At 64.9% G+C, this 21,805-nt stretch carries 22 protein-coding genes; 20 read left to right on the top strand and 2 right to left on the bottom strand.

What is annotated here, in order from left to right:
• Positions 1-19 precede the first annotated feature (19 nt).
• The 10 genes from AC1DKY_RS17575 to AC1DKY_RS17530 all read left to right on the top strand — a co-directional run bounded on the left by AC1DKY_RS17575 (position 20) and on the right by AC1DKY_RS17530 (position 10,419).
• Positions 20-2,206: a penicillin acylase family protein gene (locus tag AC1DKY_RS17575; protein ID WP_441604929.1), complete on the top strand. Its 2,187-nt coding sequence runs from the start codon at positions 20-22 to the stop codon at positions 2,204-2,206.
• A gap of 423 nt (positions 2,207-2,629) precedes the next feature.
• Complete coding sequence (locus AC1DKY_RS17570) at positions 2,630-4,228, top strand: S8 family serine peptidase (RefSeq protein ID WP_441604928.1); 1,599 nt, start codon at positions 2,630-2,632, stop codon at positions 4,226-4,228.
• A gap of 67 nt (positions 4,229-4,295) precedes the next feature.
• Entirely contained in the window at positions 4,296-4,547 is a 252-nt protein-coding gene (locus tag AC1DKY_RS17565) for a hypothetical protein (RefSeq protein WP_441604927.1), read from the top strand.
• A gap of 13 nt (positions 4,548-4,560) precedes the next feature.
• Positions 4,561-4,953, top strand: a complete 393-nt coding sequence (locus AC1DKY_RS17560) for a GNAT family N-acetyltransferase (RefSeq protein ID WP_441604926.1) — start codon at positions 4,561-4,563, stop codon at positions 4,951-4,953.
• Positions 4,954-5,431: 478 nt separating this feature from the next.
• A complete protein-coding gene (locus tag AC1DKY_RS17555) occupies positions 5,432-7,036 on the top strand; it encodes a S8 family serine peptidase (RefSeq protein WP_441604925.1) in 1,605 nt (534 codons plus the stop codon).
• A gap of 188 nt (positions 7,037-7,224) precedes the next feature.
• Positions 7,225-8,547 (top strand): Xaa-Pro dipeptidase, encoded by a 1,323-nt coding sequence (locus AC1DKY_RS17550; RefSeq protein ID WP_441604924.1) that lies wholly within the window; start codon positions 7,225-7,227, stop codon positions 8,545-8,547.
• Between the two features lie 90 nt (positions 8,548-8,637).
• Positions 8,638-9,105, top strand: coding sequence for a nuclear transport factor 2 family protein (locus AC1DKY_RS17545; protein WP_046971766.1), 468 nt, complete (start codon positions 8,638-8,640; stop codon positions 9,103-9,105).
• Positions 9,106-9,146: 41 nt separating this feature from the next.
• A complete protein-coding gene (locus tag AC1DKY_RS17540) occupies positions 9,147-9,497 on the top strand; it encodes a UBP-type zinc finger domain-containing protein (protein ID WP_441604923.1) in 351 nt (116 codons plus the stop codon).
• A 61-nt stretch (positions 9,498-9,558) separates the two neighbouring features.
• Positions 9,559-9,975, top strand: coding sequence for a VOC family protein (locus AC1DKY_RS17535; RefSeq protein WP_441604922.1), 417 nt, complete (start codon positions 9,559-9,561; stop codon positions 9,973-9,975).
• 102 nt (positions 9,976-10,077) lie between these two features.
• Positions 10,078-10,419: a ribonuclease E inhibitor RraB gene (locus tag AC1DKY_RS17530; protein WP_441604921.1), complete on the top strand. Its 342-nt coding sequence runs from the start codon at positions 10,078-10,080 to the stop codon at positions 10,417-10,419.
• A gap of 17 nt (positions 10,420-10,436) precedes the next feature.
• Here the strand turns inward: AC1DKY_RS17530 and AC1DKY_RS17525 are convergent, their stop codons facing one another.
• Positions 10,437-10,682, bottom strand: a complete 246-nt coding sequence (locus tag AC1DKY_RS17525) for a hypothetical protein (protein WP_441604920.1) — start codon at positions 10,680-10,682, stop codon at positions 10,437-10,439.
• Between the two features lie 116 nt (positions 10,683-10,798).
• Positions 10,799-12,481 carry a hypothetical protein gene (locus AC1DKY_RS17520; RefSeq protein WP_441604919.1) on the bottom strand — a complete coding sequence of 561 codons (1,683 nt, stop codon included), beginning with the start codon at positions 12,479-12,481 and terminating at the stop codon, positions 10,799-10,801.
• A 297-nt stretch (positions 12,482-12,778) separates the two neighbouring features.
• On the opposite strand from AC1DKY_RS17520, the gene AC1DKY_RS17515 reads away from it, so the two are divergent.
• The 10 genes from AC1DKY_RS17515 (at position 12,779) to AC1DKY_RS17470 (ending at position 21,784) form a co-directional block, all read left to right on the top strand.
• On the top strand, positions 12,779-14,983 hold the full coding sequence (locus AC1DKY_RS17515) for a TIR domain-containing protein (RefSeq protein WP_441604918.1): 2,205 nt from the start codon (positions 12,779-12,781) through the stop codon (positions 14,981-14,983).
• A 79-nt stretch (positions 14,984-15,062) separates the two neighbouring features.
• A complete protein-coding gene (locus AC1DKY_RS17510) occupies positions 15,063-15,506 on the top strand; it encodes a hypothetical protein (RefSeq protein WP_441604917.1) in 444 nt (147 codons plus the stop codon).
• A gap of 216 nt (positions 15,507-15,722) precedes the next feature.
• Complete coding sequence (locus AC1DKY_RS17505) at positions 15,723-15,869, top strand: hypothetical protein (RefSeq protein WP_441604916.1); 147 nt, start codon at positions 15,723-15,725, stop codon at positions 15,867-15,869.
• Between the two features lie 17 nt (positions 15,870-15,886).
• On the top strand, positions 15,887-16,705 hold the full coding sequence (locus tag AC1DKY_RS17500; RefSeq protein ID WP_441604915.1) for a hypothetical protein: 819 nt from the start codon (positions 15,887-15,889) through the stop codon (positions 16,703-16,705).
• Positions 16,706-16,829: 124 nt separating this feature from the next.
• Positions 16,830-17,678 (top strand): YihY/virulence factor BrkB family protein, encoded by an 849-nt coding sequence (locus AC1DKY_RS17495; protein ID WP_441604914.1) that lies wholly within the window; start codon positions 16,830-16,832, stop codon positions 17,676-17,678.
• A 179-nt stretch (positions 17,679-17,857) separates the two neighbouring features.
• Entirely contained in the window at positions 17,858-18,010 is a 153-nt protein-coding gene (locus AC1DKY_RS17490; protein ID WP_204636844.1) for a DUF3309 family protein, read from the top strand.
• A 205-nt stretch (positions 18,011-18,215) separates the two neighbouring features.
• Positions 18,216-19,400: a glycosyltransferase family A protein gene (locus tag AC1DKY_RS17485; protein ID WP_441604913.1), complete on the top strand. Its 1,185-nt coding sequence runs from the start codon at positions 18,216-18,218 to the stop codon at positions 19,398-19,400.
• Positions 19,397-20,521, top strand: coding sequence for a hypothetical protein (locus AC1DKY_RS17480; RefSeq protein WP_441604912.1), 1,125 nt, complete (start codon positions 19,397-19,399; stop codon positions 20,519-20,521). Before AC1DKY_RS17485 ends, AC1DKY_RS17480 begins: the two co-directional genes overlap by 4 nt.
• A complete protein-coding gene (locus tag AC1DKY_RS17475) occupies positions 20,518-21,225 on the top strand; it encodes a PIG-L deacetylase family protein (RefSeq protein ID WP_441604911.1) in 708 nt (235 codons plus the stop codon). Before AC1DKY_RS17480 ends, AC1DKY_RS17475 begins: the two co-directional genes overlap by 4 nt.
• Positions 21,182-21,784, top strand: coding sequence for a class I SAM-dependent methyltransferase (locus AC1DKY_RS17470; RefSeq protein WP_441604910.1), 603 nt, complete (start codon positions 21,182-21,184; stop codon positions 21,782-21,784). Before AC1DKY_RS17475 ends, AC1DKY_RS17470 begins: the two co-directional genes overlap by 44 nt.
• Positions 21,785-21,805: the final 21 nt, after the last annotated feature.

Here is a 21,805-nt window from a genome sequence, read left to right as displayed (position 1 = left end):
CACCAAGGCACCGAGAACCATGACCATCGCCAAACACTCGCTTTCGGCCGCCATACTGCTCTCGCTCGGTTGCCTCGGCACTGCTCACGCAGCATCCGGCGACGCCTCCCGCTGGAAGACCGAAGCCGCCGCCGTCACCGTCACCCGCGACGACTGGGGCATCGCGCACGTGCACGGCAAGACGGATGCGGACGCCGTGTTCGGCATGGCCTATACGCAAGCCGAAGACGACTTCAACCGCGTCGAGACGAACTACCTCAACTCGCTGGGCTGGCTCGCGCAGGCCGAAGGCGAGCAGGCGATCTGGTCCGATCTGCGTCAACAGCTGTGGATCGACCCGGCCGAGCTGAAGCAGCAGTACGCGAAAAGTCCTTCGTGGTTGCGCGAGCTGATGAATGCCTGGGCCGACGGCCTCAACTACTATCTGGCCACGCATCCGGACGTGCATCCGCGCGTCATCACGCATTTCGAACCGTGGATGGCGCTGAGCTTCAGCGAAGGCAGCATCGGCGGCGATATCGAGCGTGTCTCATTGAAAGAGCTGCAGGCGTTCTACGGCAAGTCCACCGACGCCGTGGCCTTCGTCGATCCGCCGTCGAGCTGGGCCGAGCCCACCGGCTCCAACGGCATCGCCATCGCGCCGAAACTCACGGCCGATGGCCACGCCTTGTTGCTGATCAATCCGCACACCTCGTTCTTTTTCCGATCCGAGCTGCAGATGAGCAGCGATGCGGGACTGGACGTGTATGGCGCGGTGACCTGGGGCCAGTTCTTCATCTATCAGGGTTTCAACAAGCACATCGGTTTCATGCATACCTCGACCACCGCCGACGTGGTGGATGAGTTTGCCGAGACCATCGTGCGTGACGGCGACAAGATCGGTTATCGCTACGGCAAGGAAGTACGGCCGGTCAACGCCAAGCCGATCACCGTGCGCTACCGCAAGCCCGATGGATCGATGGCGCAGCGTACGTTCACCACGTACGCCACACACCACGGTCCGATCGTGCGCACCGAGGGCGACAAGTGGATCGCCACCGCGCTGATGAACAAACCGATGGAAGCGCTGGAGCAGAGCTGGCTGCGCACCAAGGCAACTGACTTTACGAGCTTCATGAAAATCGCCGAGCTCAAGGCGAACTCATCGAACAACACGATTTTCGCCGACGACAAGGGTGAGATCGCATACCTGCATCCGCAATTCATCCCCAAGCGCGACAACCGTTTCGATTACACCAAGCCGGTGGACGGCAGCGATCCCGCGACCGACTGGCAAGGGCTGCTTCCGCTGGACGCCGCGCCGCATCTGCTCAATCCCGCCAACGGCTGGATCATGAACACCAACGACTGGCCGTATTCCGCGGCGGGCCCGGATAGCCCCAAGCGGGAAAACTATCCGCGCTACATGGATAGCGTCGGCGAGAATCCGCGCGGTATCCACGCCACCATGGTGCTGAGCGACAAGCGCGACTTCACGCTGCCGTCGCTGATCACCGCGGCGTTCGATTCGTATCTGCCGGCGTTCGCGCGACAGGTGCCGATCCTGCTGAAGGATTACGACGCGCTGCCCGCGAACGATCCACTGAAGAAGAAACTCGCCGGACCGATCGCCTTGCTGCGCGGATGGGACTATCGCTGGGGCATCGCCTCCATGCCCACCTCGCTGGCGGTGTTCTGGGGCGATACCTTGTGGGACAAGGTCGACAAGTCGGACGTATCCGAAGGGCTCTCCGTCTACGACATCATGGCTGAGCGCGCCGGGCCCAAGGCGCGCCTCGAAGCGCTGGCGGAGGCGTCCGATCGCCTGCAGAGGGACTTCGGCAGCTGGGGCGTGCCGTGGGGCGAGGTCAATCGCTACCAGCGCATCAACGGCGACATCCAGCAGCCGTTCGACGACAGCAAACCCAGCATCCCGGTGCCCTTCACCTCATCGCGCTGGGGCTCGCTCGCTTCGTTTGGTGCGCATCGCTGGCCGGGTACGCGCCGCTACTACGGCACCAGCGGCAACAGCTTCGTCGCAGCGGTGGAATTCGGCGACAAGGTGCGCGCACGTGCCATCACGGCGGGTGGCGAAAGCGGGCATCCGACATCACCGCACTTCAATGATGAGGCCGAGCGCTACACCACAGGCAACTTGCGTGCCGTGTATTTCTGGCCGGAAGACCTGCAGGGGCACATCGAGCGCACGTACCATCCGGGCTCGTAATCACGCTCGATAGGCACACAAGCGAGCGCTTACACGCATCGCTTGCGTGAGCCCGCGCGCGCGTGCGATGCGCGTCGGTGTCGCCAAAGCGCATTTTTTGCGACTCTTCTTTCGACCTCATGAATCCCCGGCCTTGCTGCCGATTCATGCGACGCCGCTGCGCGGGGGAGAGACGCGTTGCCGGCGGTCGTTGAGGCCGCAAGTGCGAGACGCGTTTGCGTGTGATCTGAGAATTGGATTGGGTTGATTCGCTGCGGCACGCGCGGCGCGGGGTGGATTTGTCTTCGCGGAGGGTCACGGACGATTCCCGCGATCGAAGGAGACATCAACGTCGAAGGCTCGACGCATCGAGGCGCCGCCACGGTGGGATTCCGACAGGACGTCACGGGATCACTTCGACCCAGGCATGTATGGGGAGTTCATATGGAACGTCATACTCGCAAGCATTGGCTCATCGTTTCCCTGTTGATGGCGCTGTCCGCGTCCGCCTCTGCGGGCAACACCGGCGCGTCGCCGCCTTCGGATCGCTTCGACCTGAGCCCGCTACAGAAAAATCAGAGCTATACCGGCTTCATCGTCACCTACAAGGACGGTAGCGCCGAACGCCGCAACACCGCGATCGCGGTGCAGAACGTGAGCGCAGCGGTGTCGCGCGCGAAGCTGGCAGGGGGAACACGCGCCGCGCCGCGAACGCTCAAGGTGAGTTACGCCCGCAAGCTGGCCACCGGAGCCGATCTGGTGCATATCGACCGCGCCCTTTCGGCAGGCGAGGCGGCCACGCTGATCAGGCAGATCGCCGCCGATCCCGCCGTCGCCTACGTGGAGCCGGAATACATGCTCCAGGCCGTTGAAGACCTGCGGCCGGACGGTGCGATGGCTTTCGGTGCTCCCAACGACCCCAATTACGCGGTCTACCAGTGGGATTACCTGGCGCCCAATGGCGCGGGTTTCTTCGACCGCGCGCTCAGCGCGAACGTCGCCAACTGGGGCGCCGCCAACATCCAGCAGGCATGGGCGTTAGCCAGCGGCTCTGGCGTCACCATCGCGAGCCTCGACACCGGTGTTACCAACCACCCGGACCTGAACCTCTCGCTCGCCAACGCCGGCTACGACTTCATCGTCAGCGCCGCTACCTCAGGCCGCGCAACCGATGGCCGCGTGCCCGGTGGGTGGGATACTGGCGACTGGATCCCCGCGGTGAATCAGTGCGGCATGGGCGCACGCAAGAGCAGCTGGCACGGCACGCACGTGTTCGGCACGGTAGGCGGCGAGAAGACCAACAACGGCGTCGGCCTGGCGGGTACGGCCTTCGGTGCACAGGTGGTACCGGTACGCGTGCTCGGTCATTGCGGCGGTACCAATGCGGATGTCGCCGATGGCATTACCTGGGCGTCGGGCGGCAGCGTGTCGGGCGTGCCGGCCAATGCGCATCCCGCGCAAGTGCTCAGCCTGAGCCTGGGCGGACCTGGCGCCTGCACGTCGAGCAGTGCGCTGGGCCTGGCGATCACCGGTGCGGTCGGTCGCGGCGCTACCGTGGTGGTGGCCGCCGGCAACAGCAACGCCAACGCCGCGAACTTCTCGCCGGCCAGCTGCGCCGGTGCGGTGGTCGTGGCAGCCACCGGCATCACCAGCTCGCGTACGTTCTACTCCAACTACGGGTCGATCGTGACGGTGGCAGCCCCCGGCGGCGGCGTTTACAAGAACGATGCATCGTTTGGCTCGCAGACCACCACGGGCTTCATCTGGTCCGCGCTCAACGCCGGGACCACGACACCCACCACGCCTACCTACGGCACCATGGCAGGCACCTCGCAGGCCACTCCGCATGTGGCTGGCGTGGTGGCGCTGATGCAAAGCTATCGCCTTGCACGCGGCAAGGCCCTGCTGACACCCGCGAAGATAACGGAACTGGTGAAGTCCTCCGCCACCGTGCCGCACGTGCCGCCCAGCGCAAGCACGCCGATCGGTGCGGGCATCGTCAACGCTTATGCCGCCGTGCAAGCGGCCGGTAATCAGCCGTGATCAACGGCGGGACCGATGCTTCCCGCATCGGTCCCGCTCACCGCTTGTCTTGTATCTGTCGCCTGTTGTGAGTCGTCGGGGGACGGGCACGCACCGCGGCGACAGTAAGAGCGGCAACAGTGATCAAGGTTTCGTCGCCGCGGTGGAGTTTGGCGGCAAGGTCCGCGATATCACGTCGGGTGGCGAAAGTGACCATCAGGCATCGCCGCGCTTCAATGATGAGGCCGAGCGTTACAGCACAGGCGACTTGCGTGCGATGTATTCCTGGTCGGACTATCTGAAGTCGCACGTCGAGCGTAGCCATCACCCGGGCGAATAAGAGAGCTTCATCCATGATCCGAGATGCATTGCCCGAAGATGTCGAGCCGATCCGCCTGTTTCTCGCCGCCAACGGCTGGGCGCATCGCGTGGAGGACGCGCCGCGGTTTGCCCAGTTGCTGCAACAGTCCCAGCGCACGGCCGTCTGCATGGACGACGGCGCGGTGATTGGCTTCGCACGTGCCATCACGGACGGACTGTCCAATGGCTATCTGTCGATGGTGGTCGTGGCGTCGGGGCATCGCCGGCAGGGCGTTGGGCGAGCGTTGGTGGAGCACATCACGCGCGACACGCCGGACATCACCTGGGTACTTCGCGCTGGGCGCGATGGCGCGGCCGAATTCTTTTCGGCCCTGGGATTTCAGCCGTCACTCGTGGCGATGGAGCGCTGCCGCCGCGGAAGCTGAGCGATGACGCACCACTCTTCCTGGGTTGGCGCGGTGCCGTGCAGGCGCGGCCGTCGATGCGCATCGCTTGTGTGAACTTGATCACATAAGCGTGGCATGCCCGCGCCGGTGACGGCAATTATTTGCGATTCCTTCACCGATGCCATGAATCAATGGCACGGTCGCATCTTCATGCGACGTGGCTGTGCGAGGGGACAACAAGCGCGCGCCACCCATGAGTGACCTACGTTGCTGGCGGCTCCTGGAGCCGCCGGAGCGGTGAGCGTTTGCCTTGGCTGTGGGGATTACCGGTTTCGTTGATTCGCTGCGTTACGCGCGGCGCGGGTTCGTCTTGTCTTGGCGGCGGGTCATGGATGACTCCCGCGATCGCGGTAAACATCAACGTCGAAGGCTCGACGCATCGAGGCGCCGCCACGGTGGGATCCCGACAGGACGTCACGGGATCACTTCGACCTAACCCAAGCATGGAGAGTTCGAAATGGAACGTCATACTCACAAGCGTTGGCTGGTGGTTTCCCTGCTGATGGCACTGTCTGCCTCCGCGTCTGCCGCCGAGTTCGGCACGTCGCCGCCGCCCTCGGCCAATTTCGATGTAAGTCCATTGCAGAGCGATCAGAGCTATACCGGTTTCATCATCACCTACAAGGACGGCAGCGCCGAACGCAGCAACGCTGCCATGGCGGTGCAGAACGTGGGCGTGGCGGTATCGCGCGCAAAACTGAGCGCGGGAACGCTCGCCGCGCCGCGTGCGCTCGCCGTGCGATACGAGCGCAGGCTGGCCACCGGTGCCGATCTGGTGCACACCGACCGTGCGCTTTCGGCGACCGAGGCGGCCACGCTGATCCGGCAGATCGCCGCCGACCCCGCGGTTTCCTTCGTGGAGCCGGAATACATGCTCAAGCGCGTGGATGGCATTCTCCCAGCGGGCGCCGCCACTTTTACGGTGCCCAATGACCAGTACTACGGGGCCTACCAGTGGGATTACCTGGCGCCCAGCGGCGCGGCGTTTTTCGACAACACGCTCAACGCAAACGTCGCCAACTGGGGCGCCGCCAACATCCAGCAGGCATGGACGCTGGCCGATGGCACCGGCGTGACGATCGCCAGTCTGGATACCGGCGTCACCAATCACCCGGACCTCAATCTCTCGCTCGCCAACGCAGGTTATGACTTCATCACCAGCGCAGCCGTGTCGGGCCGCTCCAGCAACGGCCGCGTGGCGGGCGGCTGGGATACCGGCGACTGGACCACGGCGAACCAGTGCGGCTCGGGCCAGCCCGCCGAGAGCAGCAGCTGGCACGGCACGCACGTATTCGGTACGGCAGGTGGCGAGATCACCAACAACAGCACGGGCATGGTGGGTACCGCCTTCAACGCACAGGTGGTGCCGGTGCGCGTGCTGGGTCATTGCGGCGGTTCGAACGCCGACATCGCCGATGCCATTACCTGGGCGTCCGGCGGCACCGTGTCGGGCGTGCCTGCCAATGCGCATCCGGCGAAAGTGCTCAGCCTTAGCCTGGGTGGATCGGGCACCTGCCCGTCGAGCAGCGTGCTGGGCACGGCGATCACGGGTGCGATCGGTCGCGGTGCCAGCGTGGTGGTGGCCGCCGGCAACAGCAACGCAAATGCCGCGAACTTCTCCCCGGCCAGCTGCGCAGGTGCGGTGGTGGTGGCCGCCACCGGCGTTACCAGTACTCGCGCGTATTACTCCAACTACGGCAAGATCGTGACGCTGGCCGCACCTGGCGGCGGCGTGTACAAGAACGACGCATCGAGCGGCACGCAGGCCACCACCGGCTTCATCTGGTCCACCATCAATGCAGGCACGACCACGCCGACCACGGCAACCTATGGCGGCATGGCTGGCACCTCGCAGGCCACGCCGCACGTGGCAGGCGTGGTGGCGCTGATGCAGAGCTATCGCGTCGCGCTCGGCAAGGCCCTGCTGACGCCGGCGCAGGTCACCCAGTTGCTGAAGTCCTCGGCGACGGTGCCGCACGTGACGCCAAGCGGCAGCAAGCCGATCGGCTCGGGCATCGTCAACGCCTATGCCGCCGTGCAGGCGGCCGGTAGCCAGCCCTGATCGACCGCGGGGCCGATGTTCCCGCATCGGTCCCGCTTTCCACGCGCCTGCCATGCGCCATCCGTCACGGGTGACGGAACGGGGTTTTACGGTAAGGTGCGGGCAGGGGGATATTGCAAGACCGTGGCGCAACGCGCAGCGTCGGGCTGTCCGCCCACCGTCATCGTCATTGCCCACGGAGATGCTCCATGCGTTTGCTGCCCCTGTTTTCCGCCATCGTCCTAGGCCTGGGTTCGGTCGCTGCCGCGTCGGCGGACGATGCGCCGGCACCGGCACCAACGCGTGTCGCCGTGCGCGCCGCGCACCTCGTCGACGTCAAGGCGGGCACCGTGCGCGACAACCCGCTGGTGATCATCGAGGGCGAGCGCATCACCGAGGTGCGTTACGACGGTCAGGTGCCGGCAGGCGTCAACGTGATCGACCTGGGCAGCGCCACGTTGTTGCCCGGGCTGATCGACTGCCACGTGCATCTCACCGGCGACCCGGGCGAGGTGAAGGGCGATTACTACGAGGCTGTGCTCAAGCGCGGTTCGATCGATTCGGCGATTCTCTCGCCCACCTATGCCAAGCGGACACTGGATGCCGGCTTCACCACGGTGCGCAACCTGGGCGCGCCTGACTATGTGGACGTGGCGCTGCGCAACGCGATCGATCGCGGCGATATCGCCGGGCCGCGCATGCTGGTCTCCGGGCCGCCGCTGGGCGCCACAGGCGGCCATGCCGATGACACCACCGGCTTCTCGCCGTGGATCGAGTTCCACGGCGTCGAAGGTGTGGCCGATGGCGTCGATGCCATCCGCCATCGCGTGCGCGAAAACGTCAAGAACGGCGCCGACGTGATCAAGTTCATGGCCAGTGCCGGCGTGTTGAGCGCGGAGGCATCGGTCGGTGCGCCGCAGTATTCGCAGGAAGAAATGAATGCCGTGGTGGACGAGGCGCACCGCTGGGGCAAGAAGGTCGCCGCACATGCGCACGGCGCCGAGTCGATCAAGATGGCCATCCGCGCCGGCGTGGACTCGATCGAACACAGCAGCATGATCGACGAAGAAGGCCTCAAGCTGGCCAAGCAGCACGGCACCTATCTGGATTTCGACGTCTACAACGACGACTACATCCTGAGCGAATACGCCAAGAAGGGCTTCCCGGCCAGCACTGTGGAGAAGGAGCGCCTGGTGGGCCGCCTGCAGCGCGAGAATTTCCAGCGCGCGGTGAAGGCCGGCGAAAAGATGGCCTTTGGCACTGATGCCGGCGTCTATCCGCACGGCTGGAACGCAAAGCAGTTCGCCGTGATGACCCATTGGGGCATGACGCCGATGCAGGCGATCCAGGCGGCCACGGTCAACGCCGCGGACCTGCTCGGCATGACCGGCAAGGTGGGTGCGGTGGCGCCGGGCTATTACGCCGACCTGGTGGCAGTGAGCGGCGATCCGATCAACGATGTTGCGCAGCTGGAACACGTCAGCTTCGTGATGAAGGGCGGCGCCGTCGACAAGAACGACATCAAGCGCTGATCCGGGCCGGTTGGTGGCAACCTTCGCGGGACGTGGATGTTACTCAGGCTAAGCTTGTGTATCGCTCTCAACCCGTCCCCGAGGTGTGCCATGGAAGTTCGCCAGCCTGTCCCTCCCTTCACCGCCGAAACGGCGGCGCAGAAAGTGCGTCTTGCCGAAGACGGCTGGAACAGTCGCGACCCGGTGAAGGTCTCGCTGGCGTACTCGCCCGACACCTACTGGCGCAATCGCGCCGAGTTCGTGCATGGGCGTGAGGAGGCGCAGGCCTTCCTCGCCCGCAAATGGAATCGCGAGCTCGACTATCGCCTGATCAAGGAGTTGTGGACCTTCGCCGGCAACCGCATCGCCGTTCGCTTTGCGTACGAATGGCACGACGATTCCGGCCAGTGGTACCGCAGCTACGGCAACGAGAACTGGCAGTTCGACGAGAACGGCTTGATGACGCATCGCCATGCCTCCATCAACGACATGCGCATTGCCGAGTCGGAGCGCAAGTATCACTGGCCGCTTGGTCGCCGTCCGGACGATCATCCGAGCCTGAGCGACCTGGGCTTCTGATTGCCGTCACCATTCATCGATCACCGTCAAGGAGGCCACTGATGAGCCAGGCGGATAGCGGCATCAACCTGGATGCCGAACCCAGCGGCGAAGGCTGCGTCGAATGTCTCAAGGCCGGCGGCTGGTGGCTGCATCTGCGCCGGTGCGCGCAATGCGGCCATATCGGTTGTTGCGACAGCTCGCCCAGCCAGCATGCCAGCAAGCACTTTCATGAAACCGGCCATCCGGTGATCGCCAATTTCGAGCCGGACGATCCGTGGTTCTATGACTTCCGTACTCGCCGGGCGTACGACGGCCCCGAGTTGCGTCCACCCCTTTTCCATCCGCTGGATCAACCCACGCCCGGGCCGCGCGGCAAGGTTCCAAGGAACTGGGAAGACCTCCTGCATTGAACGCCAGCGGGGCTTCCACGCACGGACTTGGCGCGACCACATCGACGATGGATGCAACCCCATGAACGACAGCAACGCACTGACCGCCGGCATCGATCATGTGGGTTTGACCGTGAGCGACGTCGAGCTTTCGCGGGCTTTCTTCGTGCAATGCCTGGGCTGGCGGGTGGTCGGTGGCAATCCCGCGTATCCGGCGGTGTTCGTTTCCGATGGCACCTCCGTGCTCACGCTGTGGCAGGTCGACGGCACCGATGGCCACCAGCCGTTCGACCGGCGCAAAAACATCGGTCTTCACCATGTCGCGCTGAAAGTGCCCAGCGAGGAAGCGCTGCATGCGCTGTTCGCCAGGGTGGCCGCGTGGCCCGGTGTGGAAGTGGAGTTTCCGCCCGAGGCCGTGGGCAAGCTGGGCAATATGCACGGTTTCGTGCGTGAGCCGGGCGGCACGCGCGTGGAATTTCGCTACAACGTGCCGGCGTAGACCGCGGCAGGAACGTGCGTGCTTGCCGCTGCGCGCGTTCCACGGGAGACTGGGCCACGCGCTCACACCAGCGCGCAGCGCTACACGCACACGGGACAGGCAATGAACGAACACGTGGACTTTCCAGACGACGAGAACGGCGACGTGCTGCGGCAGATGGCCGAGCAGGGCGACGACCTCTCGATCGCGCGCGAAATCGACTTCTCGGTGATCTTTCCCACCGAGGAAGCCGCGCTGAAGTTCGCGGTGCTATTGCTGAGGAATGGCCAGAAAGTGTCTTTCTCCGAATACGAGGCGGATGAGGAACGCCCCTGGGAAGTGCAAGCCCACCCCTTCATGGTGCCCACGCACGACAACATCAGCGGCTACGAAAGCCTGCTCGCCAGCGAATCCGAATCGCTCGGTGGCCTCAATGATGGCTGGGGCTGCGTGGTGCAGGAGTAAGGCGGAGCGGTCCGCCGCTAGCGCGAAGGCGCGTGGCCGCCCTTGGCAATCACCGCAGCTCGATCGGCATGCTGCACACGCGGTGCCCGCTGGATAGCGGCATGCACCGCGGGGTCAGTCGAGACCGGGGGATGTTCGCTGGCGCGGTGATGAAACGCCAGCGCGGCGGCGCGGACTTCGGGTGGCGCAAAGCGCAGCTCGCAATCGGCATGGGCGTTCAAGCTGGGCGACAACATCAGGGCGAGCATAAGCGTGCGTTGCATGAGATACCTCCGGCGTACTCGGAGGTTCCCATGAGGCGAGGGAAGGCGGCCATCCGGTTCTTGTGATGTGCGACGCTCGTGGCACGCCGCTTCGAACCAGTTGCGTCCAGCGCAAGCTAGAACTTGCTGTGCTCCACCTGCCGCTCACGACGCATCAACGTCCACTCCGCATGCTCGGTCAGCGCGGCATCGCCCAGTGAGCGCAGGATGCCGCGCTTCTCCGCAGGATCGTCGGTACGGTCGAGCGCCGCGCGGGCGCCGCTGAAAATGCGCTGCATGAAGCGGTATTGCCGGATCAGTTCCTTGTCGGCCTTCCTGTATGCATAGGCTTCGCGCACGGCGGCAACGATCGACAGCACGGCCATGATCACCACCAGCGTGTTCTTGATGTCTTCCGGCAGTTTGAGCGCAAACATCGCCAGAAACACACTGATGGAGATGCCCACCCACAAGCTGATCGAGCCCACCGTTTCGGTCAGATGGTGCAGGCCTGCGCTCTCCAGCGTCTTGCATTCGAAGTAGTGCAGTTGGCCCGAGCGGCCCGGTTCGCCCACCCATTCGTTGATGACCTGGGCCAGCGCGTCCGGCTCTGGCTTGGCTGGCGGCTGCAGGCCGACGGCGCGCATCACATTGCGGATCCAGCCCAGCTCGATGTTCTGCTTCTGCAGGAAATTGTCGTGCGCAAACTCGTGGTCGGTGTCTTTGGAGATGCCGGCGCGCCGCCAATACAACTGGATGCGCAGGCCTTCGGCAAGCGCGCGATAGTCCAGATACTTGCGGTGCCATTCGCGGCGCCGCGCGAGTGCGGCGACGATGCCGCCTGCCGCAAACAGCAGCAGGAAGAAATAGATCATGTTGTTCTGCTGGGTGAGATGGGCATAGAGGGTGAAGGCGATGCCCATCAGGGCGGCCAGCGTGTACGTCACGCGCAGCGCCAACAACACGCGCTTGCGAAAATGCATGGCGAGCCAGTCGGCACATCGAAAAAGCCGATCGACCGCTTCCGTGCTTTCGCCGGGTGACACGCCATGCTCGCCGGCCGCGGCGTCGATCTGCGGGGCGTAGGTCTCGCAATCGTCGTTGAATTCGATCATGTGACGAATCATCAGGTCGAATTCTTCCGGTGGTTCGGCCTGCAGCGACACGTGGTCGCCGGTGCGCCAGAGGGTCTGCAGCGCCGTCAGGCCTTCGGCCACCGAACCCTGCGCGCCTTCGCGCGAACAGACGATGTGATAGAGCAGGTGCTCGTCGCCGCCGCTCAGGATATGCCGCGCCTGGCGCGGATGTTCGATGATGCCGGGCAGCGAGCCGTGCAGGTAGTACTTCACGATTTGCGCGGTGCCGCCGAGTCGTCCGGAGTCCTTGCCGTCCCAGATCGACACCAGGATGTGCGCGTGACTGGCGATGAACACGCCGGCCTTCGCATATTGCCGATTACGCGCTTCGCCATGCGCCTGCAGTGCCTCCCGCGACTGGCTTTTCAGCAGCGGCAGGCGGATCACATCGGCGCGTTGAAAAAGCTCCTCGAACCGCTCGCGTACCACGGGCTCGGCGAAATCTTCGACATACATGTCGCGCGGCAAGGGCAGCGGAACCACCAGGCGCGCGCCCGCCGCCAATGCCTCGTTCGCGAACAGCTGATCGCCGCCTTCGGCCAGCGCCGAGAGCGCCACCAGCGGCAGCGACGGGTAATCGCGCTTGAGTGAGGCGAAAAAGGCCTGCAGGCGTTGCCGGATCGGCTCGATCTCAGCCGCGGCGATGTTGCGATGGCTGGTGACGCCGACAACCAAAGGTGTCATGGCAACCTCCGCGCGAGCCACGGTCCGGACCAGCGAACGCGTGGTGTGTCCATGGTGCAGGCAAGGCGGGGCTCACCCTGACGAGAAGGGCGCGTGAAGGCCCGCTCGCATCCCCTCCGCGAAACCACACGCAGCCTACCGCAAAAATGTGATGTACATCACATTCTTGATATCATTCCGGGAGGTGGCGAGGGGCGAGCGTCACCCGTTCCAGTCTGGCTCTGCGCCGGCTGGTCAGCGGTTGCGGGACGTTCCCGGCCAGGAAGGCCATGGCCTTCCTCGGGAGTGCACGGCGTCATGAAGCAGCCTCCGGCGGCCCCGGCATGTCGGTACCGCGCCTTCATCAGCTATAGCCACCGGGACAGTTCCTGGGCGGGCTGGCTGCACAAGGCGCTGGAAACCTATCGCGTGCCGTCGCGCCTGGTGGGCAAGCAGACTGCCGCCGGTGTGACGCCGCGGCGACTCGCGCCGATCTTTCGCGATCGCGACGAACTGGCCAGCGCCACCGATCTGGGCAGCAAGGTACGCGAGGCGCTGGCGCAATCGGCCAACCTCATCGTCATCTGTTCACCGTATGCGGCCACGTCGCATTGGGTGCAACAGGAAGTGCTCGCGTTCAAGCGGCTGGGGCGCAGCGCCAACATCTTCTGCCTGATCGTCGATGGCGAGCCGAACGTAGGCGCGCGCGGTGATCCCGCACAGGAATGCTTTGTCTCGGCGTTGCGCTTTCAACTCGATGCCAACGGTGAACTGGGCAGCGAAACCGCCGAACCCATCGCCGCGGATGCGCGCGCTTCGAAGGACGGGCGTCGCAACGCCAAGCTGAAACTGATCGCCGGCATGCTGGCGATCAGCTTCGACAGCCTCAAGCAGCGCGAACTGCAACGGCGAAATCGACGCCTGAGCATGATCACCGCGGCTGCGCTGGTGGTGGCGGCAGTGACGGCGTCGCTGGCGATCGTGGCGATGCAGGCACGTCACGCCGCCGACGTCGCGCGCGTGGCGGCCGAGCGCCGGCAGCGCCAGGCGGAAGACTTGATCGACTTCATGCTGGGCGACCTCAACGACAAGCTGCATCGCATCGAGCACCTGGACATCATGGAAGATGTCGACAACAAGGCGATGAAATACTTCGCCGGCATGCCGACCACCGACGTCACCGAGCAGGCATTGGCCCAGCGCGCCAAGGCGCTGGAGCGCATCGGCTCGGTACGCGAGGAACAAGGTCATCTGCCTGATGCGATCGCCTCGTACCGGGCCGCGGCCATGCTCGCCTCCGCGCTCGCGCAAAAGGCGCCTACCGACGCGGCCAAGCAGCTGCAATACGCGCGCATCCTGGCCTTCATCGGCCGCGCCCACTGGTTCGAGGGCGAACTCGACGCCGCCCAGACCAGCTTTGAAGAAGCGCAACACGTGCTGCTGCGCGCCGAGCCGTATGCCAAAGGCGATCTCGAGCTGCTGTTGGAGCTTGAGATCGTGGACAACAACATGGGCCATGTACTGGAGGCGCATGGTCGCCTCGACGAGGCGCTGGTCAGCTACCGCAGCGCGCTGGAGCTGGCCGGCAAACTGGTGGCCGCCAAACCCGATCGCGCCGATTGGGCCACCGAACTCGGCGGGGCGCACAACAACATCGGCAAGCTGGCGTTGCTGCATGGCGACCTGGCCGGTGCCATCGCCGAGTACGGTTCGGACGATGCGATTGAAACGGCCTTGTCCGCGCAGCATCCCGACGACTCCAGCCAGCGCGACTCGATGCTCACGGTGCGCGCCATCCTCGGTCGCACGCTGGCCCTGGTCGGTGATGACGCGACCGGCATGCGCCACATGCAACAGGCGGTTGATATCGCCGATGGACTGCTCAAGAGCAGTCCGAACAACAGCGGCTTCCAGGAAGACGTGGCCCGCTATTGCGCGCAGCTGGCACGGCTCAAGCGCCTCAACGGCGATCTGCCCGCCGCCAACGCACTCACCGCACGCTCGCTCGCCCTGGCGGCTGCGCTGGTCAAGCAGAGTCCCACCGACGCCGGCCTCGCGCGCTTGCAAGCCGAAGCGCAGACCGAGCACGCCGCGCAGTTGCTGGCGGCGGGGCAGGCCGACGCCGCGCACGCGCAGTTGCTGGTGGCGCTGGACACGCTCCGCCCCATGCGGGTCAAGCAACCGCATGAGCGCTCGATCGTCTTGGCCAACGGCGCCGCGCAACTGCTGCTGGCGGCGGCCACGACCGATCCGGCGGCAGCCGCGCAGCTGCGTCGCGACGTGGTAGCGATGGCGCAAGGGCAACCCAGCGGGCAAGGCGATCCACGCTTGCTGTCGATGCAGGCCCGGGCCTTGCTCGCGCTAGGTGAGACCGCCAAGGCAGATCCCTTGGTGCAGGCGTTGTGGGACAGCGGCTATCGCGATGCGGAATGGCTGGCCGTGCTGCGCCGCGCCCACGTGGCCTATCCCATCAACACCGTCTTCCAGAAAAAGTTGGTGGCACAAAGCAGCGGCGTTCGCTGATCAGGCTGACCGGGGCAGTCGAGAGTACGGGAGCACCATCGGGTAGGGAACCGCAATCTCTCAACGACGGGAGTTCATCATGAAAACCAGCAACCCCAGCAAGATCGATATTGAAGTGGAGCTTTATCGCAATCCCAAGCCAGGACGGGAGGAAAACCTGTTGGTGGTCAATCAGGGCAAGCACCACCACGCCTTCGAGAAGGTCGCCAGCGATGACCAGCCACATACGATTACCTGGACGCTATCGGGCAACGCCAGCGACGGCGAGTTCTGCGCCGCCGACGATCCGCACAGCCCCGGCTTCTCATGGCTGGTGCGCAAACCGAGCGACAAGGTGTTTCGCAATCTGCGCTACGAAGGCAAGAAGAAGATCAGCATCGACAACTACCATTGCGACAAGAACAGCGAAGGCGTGTGGCACTACCAGCTGTTCGCGCGCTTTGGCGACAAGGTGTACGGCGTGCCGTTGACCTTTGTATGCGGCGAGTCCAACAGCCCTCATCCATCGATCAAGAACAACTGATCCGTCCATCTCGCGCAAGGTCGCCCACGGACGCGGCGGCCTTTGCGCCAACACCTTCATGCGGTGTCGAGACTCGCGTGCGTACAGGGAAAGCCAGTTAACCGGCGTGATGCCGCCCACATCGATCTCTCGCGTTTCTCACACGTTGTCTACGGAACCGGTCGCACTGTCCAGCCACACGCGGCAAGCCTGCCGTGGTCTTGCTGGAGCGTATTCATGAGCGACCTCATCGAAAGCCAGGCCAATGAGTCTGTGGAACCTGCCCAGAAACAACGTGGCGGCATTGGCTACGTCTTGCTCTGGATCCTGGGTGTCCCGCTCCCTGTGCTGATCCTTATCGCGCTGGTTCGTGGTTGCGCCTGACCTCAAGGAGAATCTCCATGGCTACCACCTATAGCAGCGCCATCGCCCTGGACCCTCTTGCGCAGATGCGCTGGAGTGCCGTCTTCGCAGGTTGGTTTGTGGCGACGGGTATCGCGATACTGCTCTACGGCGCGGGCATCGCGTTGGGCTTCACGGCATTCAATCCGCACAACGCGGAAGCGGCCGCCAAGGGCCTGGGCATCGGCACCATCATCTGGATGATCCTGACCTGGGCTGCCTCGCTGTTCGTGGGCGGCCTGTTTGCCAGCTGGTTCGACGGTCGTGCCGACGACACCATGGGCAGCCTGCATGGCATCACGGTATGGGGCGTGGCGATGACTGCGAGCACGCTGTGGCTCGCGCTCACGCTGGGCCAGCTGAGCCATGAGCACAAGTCGCCGCATGGCGACCACGCAGGCACCATGGCGATGGCCGACAACGAGCCGATGGCGGTACTGCGCACGGATGTCCATCGCACGCTGGCGACACAGCGCGAAAGCCGCCCCGACAACGAGACGGAGAAGGCGCTGATCGCGGCCCTGGTAGCCGGACATACCGACACGGCGCGCGCCATCCTGATCGCGCAAACCGAGATGCCCACGGATGCGGCGACCATGCGCGTCAATACCTGGTTGCCGGTGGCCAACGCCACGCGCGACCAGCTCAAGAGTGACGCCGACCGCTTGAAGCACTATGCGGCCGTGGGCATGTTGACCTTGCTGCTCAGCGGGCTGGCCGGTCTGGTCGCGGCTGCCCTGGGCGGCTGGATGGGCTCGCGCCATATCCATCGCATCTACCACTTGCGTCGCTACGAGGGTCGTCCTTTCAGCGGGTAAGCGCGCGGCTGGGGCAGAGGTAACGGCAGCGCCGGTGCAGGCGCTGCCGTTTGCGTTTCACTGGGACAAGCGTTGGCGACGACTGCAGGCCGGGCCGTACGCCAGCGTGATTCGAGCCATCGAGATGAAGAACAAGCTTTTCATCGTGGTGAAATCGACGGTCGATGCGTTCAGCGACGACGAGTTGCTGACGCGGGCAGCGGCCTTGTCGTTCTACGCCGCGCTGTCGCTGGCGCCCTTGCTGTTGCTGCTGATGTGGAGTGTGGCCATCGTCAGGCCGGACTGGGCCGACGGCGTGACCCAGATGATCTCCACCATTGCGGGCGAACGGGCCGCGGTGGCCATCAACGACGTGCTCGGCGCCGTGCGCAATCGCCCCATGACCGGCAGCGTGGCCGGCGCGGTGAGCGTCGGCATCACCTTGTTCAGCGCGACGGCGGTGTTTGCCCAGTTGCAGGGCACGCTCAATCGCGTCTGGCGCGTGAAGCCCGAGCCAGGAGCAGCCATCGGCGCCTGGTTGCGCGCACGTGCGCGGGCGGTGGCGCTGCTGGTCGGCATCGGGTTTCTGCTGGTGATCTTTTTCATCATCGGTACGCTGATACGCCACGCCATACCCGAAGAAGGCGCGGTATGGAACGTGGTGGGGTCGATCAGCGGTTTCGCCGTGCTCTTCATCGCGTTCTGCGCCATGTACAAGGTGTTGCCGGATGCCCGGGTGGATTGGTCCGACGTCACCCTTGGCGCCTTCATCACCGGAGCGCTGCTGCAGATCGGCAAGTACGTGATCGGTTTCTACCTGCAGCGCGCGAATGTCGGCAGTGCCTACGGCTCCGCGGCCGGCCTGGTGGTGCTGCTCACCTGGACCTACTACTCCGCCGTGGTGGTCTTGACCGGTGCTTCGTTGACACGCGCACTGGCAGACGCCTTTGGCAAACCGATCCGACCCAGCGCTCACGCGGTGGAAATCGACTAGCGCCGTTTGCTAAGCGGCAACCAAACGCTGCACGCCTCTATACATTTTGCGCTTAAAAAGTTGACACGCCCGTTATCTCTTCGCGCCCACGCTTCGTGACGCAGTCTCTACTCGGGGCGGTTGCTGCCCTGGGGACATCTCATCATTGCTGGCGCTGCGGTGCCACGAAGGGAAACGCCATGTCGCTCATCCTGTTGATCATCGTCCTCGTCCTTGTGATTGGCGCCTTGCCGTCATGGCCTTATAGCCGCGGGTGGGGTTATTACCCCAGCGGCGGCCTGGGCCTGATCCTGCTGATCTTGTTGATCCTGCTGTTGATGGGTCGCATCTGACGATCTACCGATGCAGCGAGAGCAGGAACAAAGACGGCGCCCTCGTGCGCCGTCTTTGTTTTTGATCAGTTTCAGCGATTCAGCGTTCGGATCACTTTGGACTCTCAAGGGTTCGACAGGTCGTTCACTCCGCGGAACGCAGGATCGACGTCGTACACGTCCCCCACGGCACATCGCTTTGGCGTGACGTGGTGGAGGTTCCTGCATGTCGCTTCAATTCACGCTGGCCCAGCTGCCCCCTGCGGTGACGCTGCGTCGCTGCTGGACCAATGCCAGCTGGGGCTCGCGCCGGCTCGATGTCATGGTCGCCATTCCGGCTCGCAACGAAGCGGGCCGCATCGGCCGCTGCCTCGATGGGCTGGAACGTCAGGACACGCTGCGCCGTTTTGGCGTACTCGTGCTGGTCAATGGCAGCTCCGACGACACCTACGCCGAAGTCGTGGCGCGCGCGCGACGGCATGCGGCATCGCCGCTCCTGGTGGTGGAGGCGCAGCTTCCGCCGGAGCGTTGCGACGCCGGCGCTGCGCGTTGTGTCGCCATGCATCTGGCGGGTCGCTGCCTGCCCAGCGGCAGCGGCGCGATCTTCACCACCGACGCCGACAGCGTGCCGCCATCGCGCTGGATTGCCGAGTACAGCGCGCTGATCCATGCGGGATACGACGCGGTGGCCGGCCTTGCACGACTGCTGCCGGAAGACATGGAAGACATACCGCGCTCGCTGCTGCAGCGTCGGATGGCGGAAACGCGTTATGAAGCCTGCCTGGATGCGCTCGAAGCGTGGCTGGATCCCGTCGCGCACAACCCATGGCCGCGCCACTACCAGGCCAGCGGCGCCAACCTCGCCTTGAGCGCGGCCGCGATGCATTTGGTGGGAGACGCGCCGTGGCCTGCCTGTGGTGAGGACAAATCCCTGGTGCATGCGCTGGAGTTGCGCGATGGCCGCGTGCGGCACGACACCGTGCAGCAGGTGCTGACCTCCGGCAGGTTGTTCGGACGCGCGCGCGGCGGCATGGCCGATACCATGCGCAAACGGATACTGGAGCCCGATGCGCCGTGCGACGAGCGGCTGGAGTCGGTCGAACATGCCTGTTTTCGGGCTCGCACGCGGCGACTGCTGAGGGATTGCCACGCAGGACACCGCAGCGCCGAGCCGCTGGAAGCCTTGGCTGCTCGCGTCCACCTCACTACGCGCACGCTGCAGGCAGCCTTGCGCACGGGCGGGTTCGGCGCCGCCTGGCGCGTGATCGAGAGCGCTTCGCCGCGGCTGGCCAGATGGCCATTGAACCCGTCGCAACTTTCCGCGCAGTGTTCGCGCGGCGAGGCCTTGCTTGCGCGCATGCGCATCCCGCATGCGCGACAGCACGATCAGCTCGCGGGGATCACGCCATGAATGCCATCGCGATGGCACGACCGTCGACGCAGCGGGACCAGATGCTCGCCATGCCGGCCGATCTTGAGTCCACGCTGGATCGGCTCGCGGCGGAAGACGACCGCACCGACAGCGCCCCCATCGATGCGCTGAAGTATCTCGTGCACTGCGGTGCCGCCACGGCCGTGCTGCCGGCATCGCTGGGCGGTGCGGAGTTCGGATGGTCACGGCATGCATCGCCCAGTCTCGGCGAATGGCTGAGGCGACTGGGTGCATCGCATCTCTCGCTGGCGCGCCTCTATGAGGGCCACGTCAACGCCTTCCAGCTGATCTGGACCTACGGCAACCGCGCTCAGCGCGATGCCGTGAGTCGCCATGTGGCGGAAGGTGGCTGGCTCGGCGTGTGGAATGCGCCCCATCCCACGGGCCCGCTCAGGCTTTCGGATTCCGACGAAGCGTACGTGCTCGATGGCCACAAGGCCTACGCGTCCGGCGCGGGCTTGATCAACCGGCCGCTGGTGACGGCGCAGCATGAGCGGCTTGGCTATGTGATGGTATGGCCCGCGGTCGCCTGCCAGGTGGGTGCGCGCGAAGAGTGGGAGATGCACGGCATGCGTGCTTCAGTAACGTTGCCGATTCGCTACCACGCGGCCAGCGTGGCGCCCGATGCCATCATCGGCGCCGACAATGACTACCACCGTGAGCCGATGTTCAGCGCGGGCGCCTGGCGTTTTCTTGCCGCCCAGTTCGGCGCGGGAGAGCGCCTCGGTCGACTCGCGGCGCTCGCGCTCACGCGCGCCGGTCGCGATGGCGATCCGCATCAGCGTGCACGCATGGCCGACGTGGCGATAGCCGTGGAATCGGCGGCGCTTTGGGTGGAGCGCGCACGCTGGGCGGCCGATAGCGATGCGTCTTGTGCGGAGATCATCCATATCGTGCGCATGGCCCGCCTTGCCGTCGAACGCCAGCTGCTCGAGGTTATCCAGTGGGTGCACCGGTCGGTGGGCCTTGCGGCGTTCCGGCGGGATAACCCGATCGAGCGCATCACGCGCGACCTGGAAACCTACCTGCGGCAGCCGGTACCGGATCTGGTCAGGGATCGCATCGGCGAGCACATGCTCAGCTTCGCGGTGCGCCCATGACGTATGCCCAGGCGATGCAGCGTTTGCCGCTGGTGGCGCCAGAAACCCTGCTGGCGCAGCGCGGGCTGATGGTGGTAGCGCCGCATCCGGACGATGAAACGCTGGGTTGCGGTGGCCTGCTCGCGTGGGCGGCGCGCTGCGATCTGTTGCGCCATGTGGTGTTCCTTACCGACGGTGAGTGCTCGCATCCCGATAGCGAGCGCGATATGGGAGCGATCCGCCGTGGCGAGGCGATCATTGCGGCGGCGCATCTGGGCCTGAAGCCATCGCATCTGAGTTTCATGGGCCTGCCCGATACCGGCCTGTTGACCCTGGGCGGCGAGCAGCGCTTGTGGGCGACGCATTGGCTACGCCATCTCGCCGCCGAACGCAGCCCGTGCCTGATCGTGGTCACCGCCGATACCGATCCCCACGGCGATCACCGCGCGGCCTGCACCCTGATCCTGGAAGCCACGCGCGGACTGCACGGCGTGGAGGTGATGACGTATCCGATCTGGAGCTGGCTGCTGCACGACGAGCCGGCGTCGGTCAGCGGCATCCGTGTCGATATCAAAGCACATCGTGCCATCAAGGCATCGGCGATCGAGGCTTACGCCAGTCAGCAAGGCCGCCTCTCGCTCGACGTCGATGGTTTCAAGATACCCGAGGAGTTATTGCGCCATGTCCACGCCGACACCGAAGTTTTCCTCCGCCCCCAGCTATGACCATGAGTTTTTCGAGCACTTGTATACCGGCCAGGTCGATCCCTGGTCGGTACTCACCAGTGCCTACGAGCGCGACAAATACGAGGCAACGCTGCAGGCGCTGAGCAAGCCGCGCTATCGGCATGCACTGGAGCTGGGTTGTTCGATTGGTGGGCTTACACGCTTGCTTGCCACCCGCTGCGATGCCGTGACCGCAGTCGATACCAGCGCCACGGCGCTGCTGCGCGCCAGGCAGTTGTGTGACGCGCCGAACGTGACTTTCGTGCAAGCCCATCTTCCCGATGGCGACTGGGGAGGCTCGTACGACCTGGTGGTGTTGTCCGAAGTCCTCTACTACTTCTCGATACCCGCCCTGGTGCGGCTGGCCGACCGACTGTCCAAAGTGGTCATGCCCGGTACGGAATTCGTGGTGGCGCATTGGACGGGCGAGACCGACTATCCACTCACCGGCGATCGCGCCACCGAGCTGTTTCAAAGCCTGATGCGCGCCGACCTGCGCAGCCGCACGCGCCATCCCAAGTATCGGCTGGAGAGCTGGATGGCGAGCGGGACCTCGTGACTGCGCACCTCACCACGTGCG

Source organism: Dyella sp. 01N448 (assembly GCF_056399225.1).
This window is presented reverse-complemented; position numbering and strand designations above follow the sequence as displayed.

Coding starts and splice junctions, on each gene's coding strand:
- AC1DKY_RS17575 (WP_441604929.1), top strand. CDS start 20: ATGACCATCGCCAAACACTCGCTTTCGGCCGCCATACTGCTCTCGCTC.
- AC1DKY_RS17570 (WP_441604928.1), top strand. CDS start 2,630: ATGGAACGTCATACTCGCAAGCATTGGCTCATCGTTTCCCTGTTGATG.
- AC1DKY_RS17560 (WP_441604926.1), top strand. CDS start 4,561: ATGATCCGAGATGCATTGCCCGAAGATGTCGAGCCGATCCGCCTGTTT.
- AC1DKY_RS17555 (WP_441604925.1), top strand. CDS start 5,432: ATGGAACGTCATACTCACAAGCGTTGGCTGGTGGTTTCCCTGCTGATG.
- AC1DKY_RS17550 (WP_441604924.1), top strand. CDS start 7,225: ATGCGTTTGCTGCCCCTGTTTTCCGCCATCGTCCTAGGCCTGGGTTCG.
- AC1DKY_RS17545 (WP_046971766.1), top strand. CDS start 8,638: ATGGAAGTTCGCCAGCCTGTCCCTCCCTTCACCGCCGAAACGGCGGCG.
- AC1DKY_RS17540 (WP_441604923.1), top strand. CDS start 9,147: ATGAGCCAGGCGGATAGCGGCATCAACCTGGATGCCGAACCCAGCGGC.
- AC1DKY_RS17535 (WP_441604922.1), top strand. CDS start 9,559: ATGAACGACAGCAACGCACTGACCGCCGGCATCGATCATGTGGGTTTG.
- AC1DKY_RS17530 (WP_441604921.1), top strand. CDS start 10,078: ATGAACGAACACGTGGACTTTCCAGACGACGAGAACGGCGACGTGCTG.
- AC1DKY_RS17525 (WP_441604920.1), bottom strand. CDS start 10,682: ATGCAACGCACGCTTATGCTCGCCCTGATGTTGTCGCCCAGCTTGAAC.
- AC1DKY_RS17520 (WP_441604919.1), bottom strand. CDS start 12,481: ATGACACCTTTGGTTGTCGGCGTCACCAGCCATCGCAACATCGCCGCG.
- AC1DKY_RS17515 (WP_441604918.1), top strand. CDS start 12,779: ATGAAGCAGCCTCCGGCGGCCCCGGCATGTCGGTACCGCGCCTTCATC.
- AC1DKY_RS17510 (WP_441604917.1), top strand. CDS start 15,063: ATGAAAACCAGCAACCCCAGCAAGATCGATATTGAAGTGGAGCTTTAT.
- AC1DKY_RS17505 (WP_441604916.1), top strand. CDS start 15,723: ATGAGCGACCTCATCGAAAGCCAGGCCAATGAGTCTGTGGAACCTGCC.
- AC1DKY_RS17500 (WP_441604915.1), top strand. CDS start 15,887: ATGGCTACCACCTATAGCAGCGCCATCGCCCTGGACCCTCTTGCGCAG.
- AC1DKY_RS17495 (WP_441604914.1), top strand. CDS start 16,830: ATGAAGAACAAGCTTTTCATCGTGGTGAAATCGACGGTCGATGCGTTC.
- AC1DKY_RS17490 (WP_204636844.1), top strand. CDS start 17,858: ATGTCGCTCATCCTGTTGATCATCGTCCTCGTCCTTGTGATTGGCGCC.
- AC1DKY_RS17485 (WP_441604913.1), top strand. CDS start 18,216: ATGTCGCTTCAATTCACGCTGGCCCAGCTGCCCCCTGCGGTGACGCTG.
- AC1DKY_RS17480 (WP_441604912.1), top strand. CDS start 19,397: ATGAATGCCATCGCGATGGCACGACCGTCGACGCAGCGGGACCAGATG.
- AC1DKY_RS17475 (WP_441604911.1), top strand. CDS start 20,518: ATGACGTATGCCCAGGCGATGCAGCGTTTGCCGCTGGTGGCGCCAGAA.
- AC1DKY_RS17470 (WP_441604910.1), top strand. CDS start 21,182: ATGTCCACGCCGACACCGAAGTTTTCCTCCGCCCCCAGCTATGACCAT.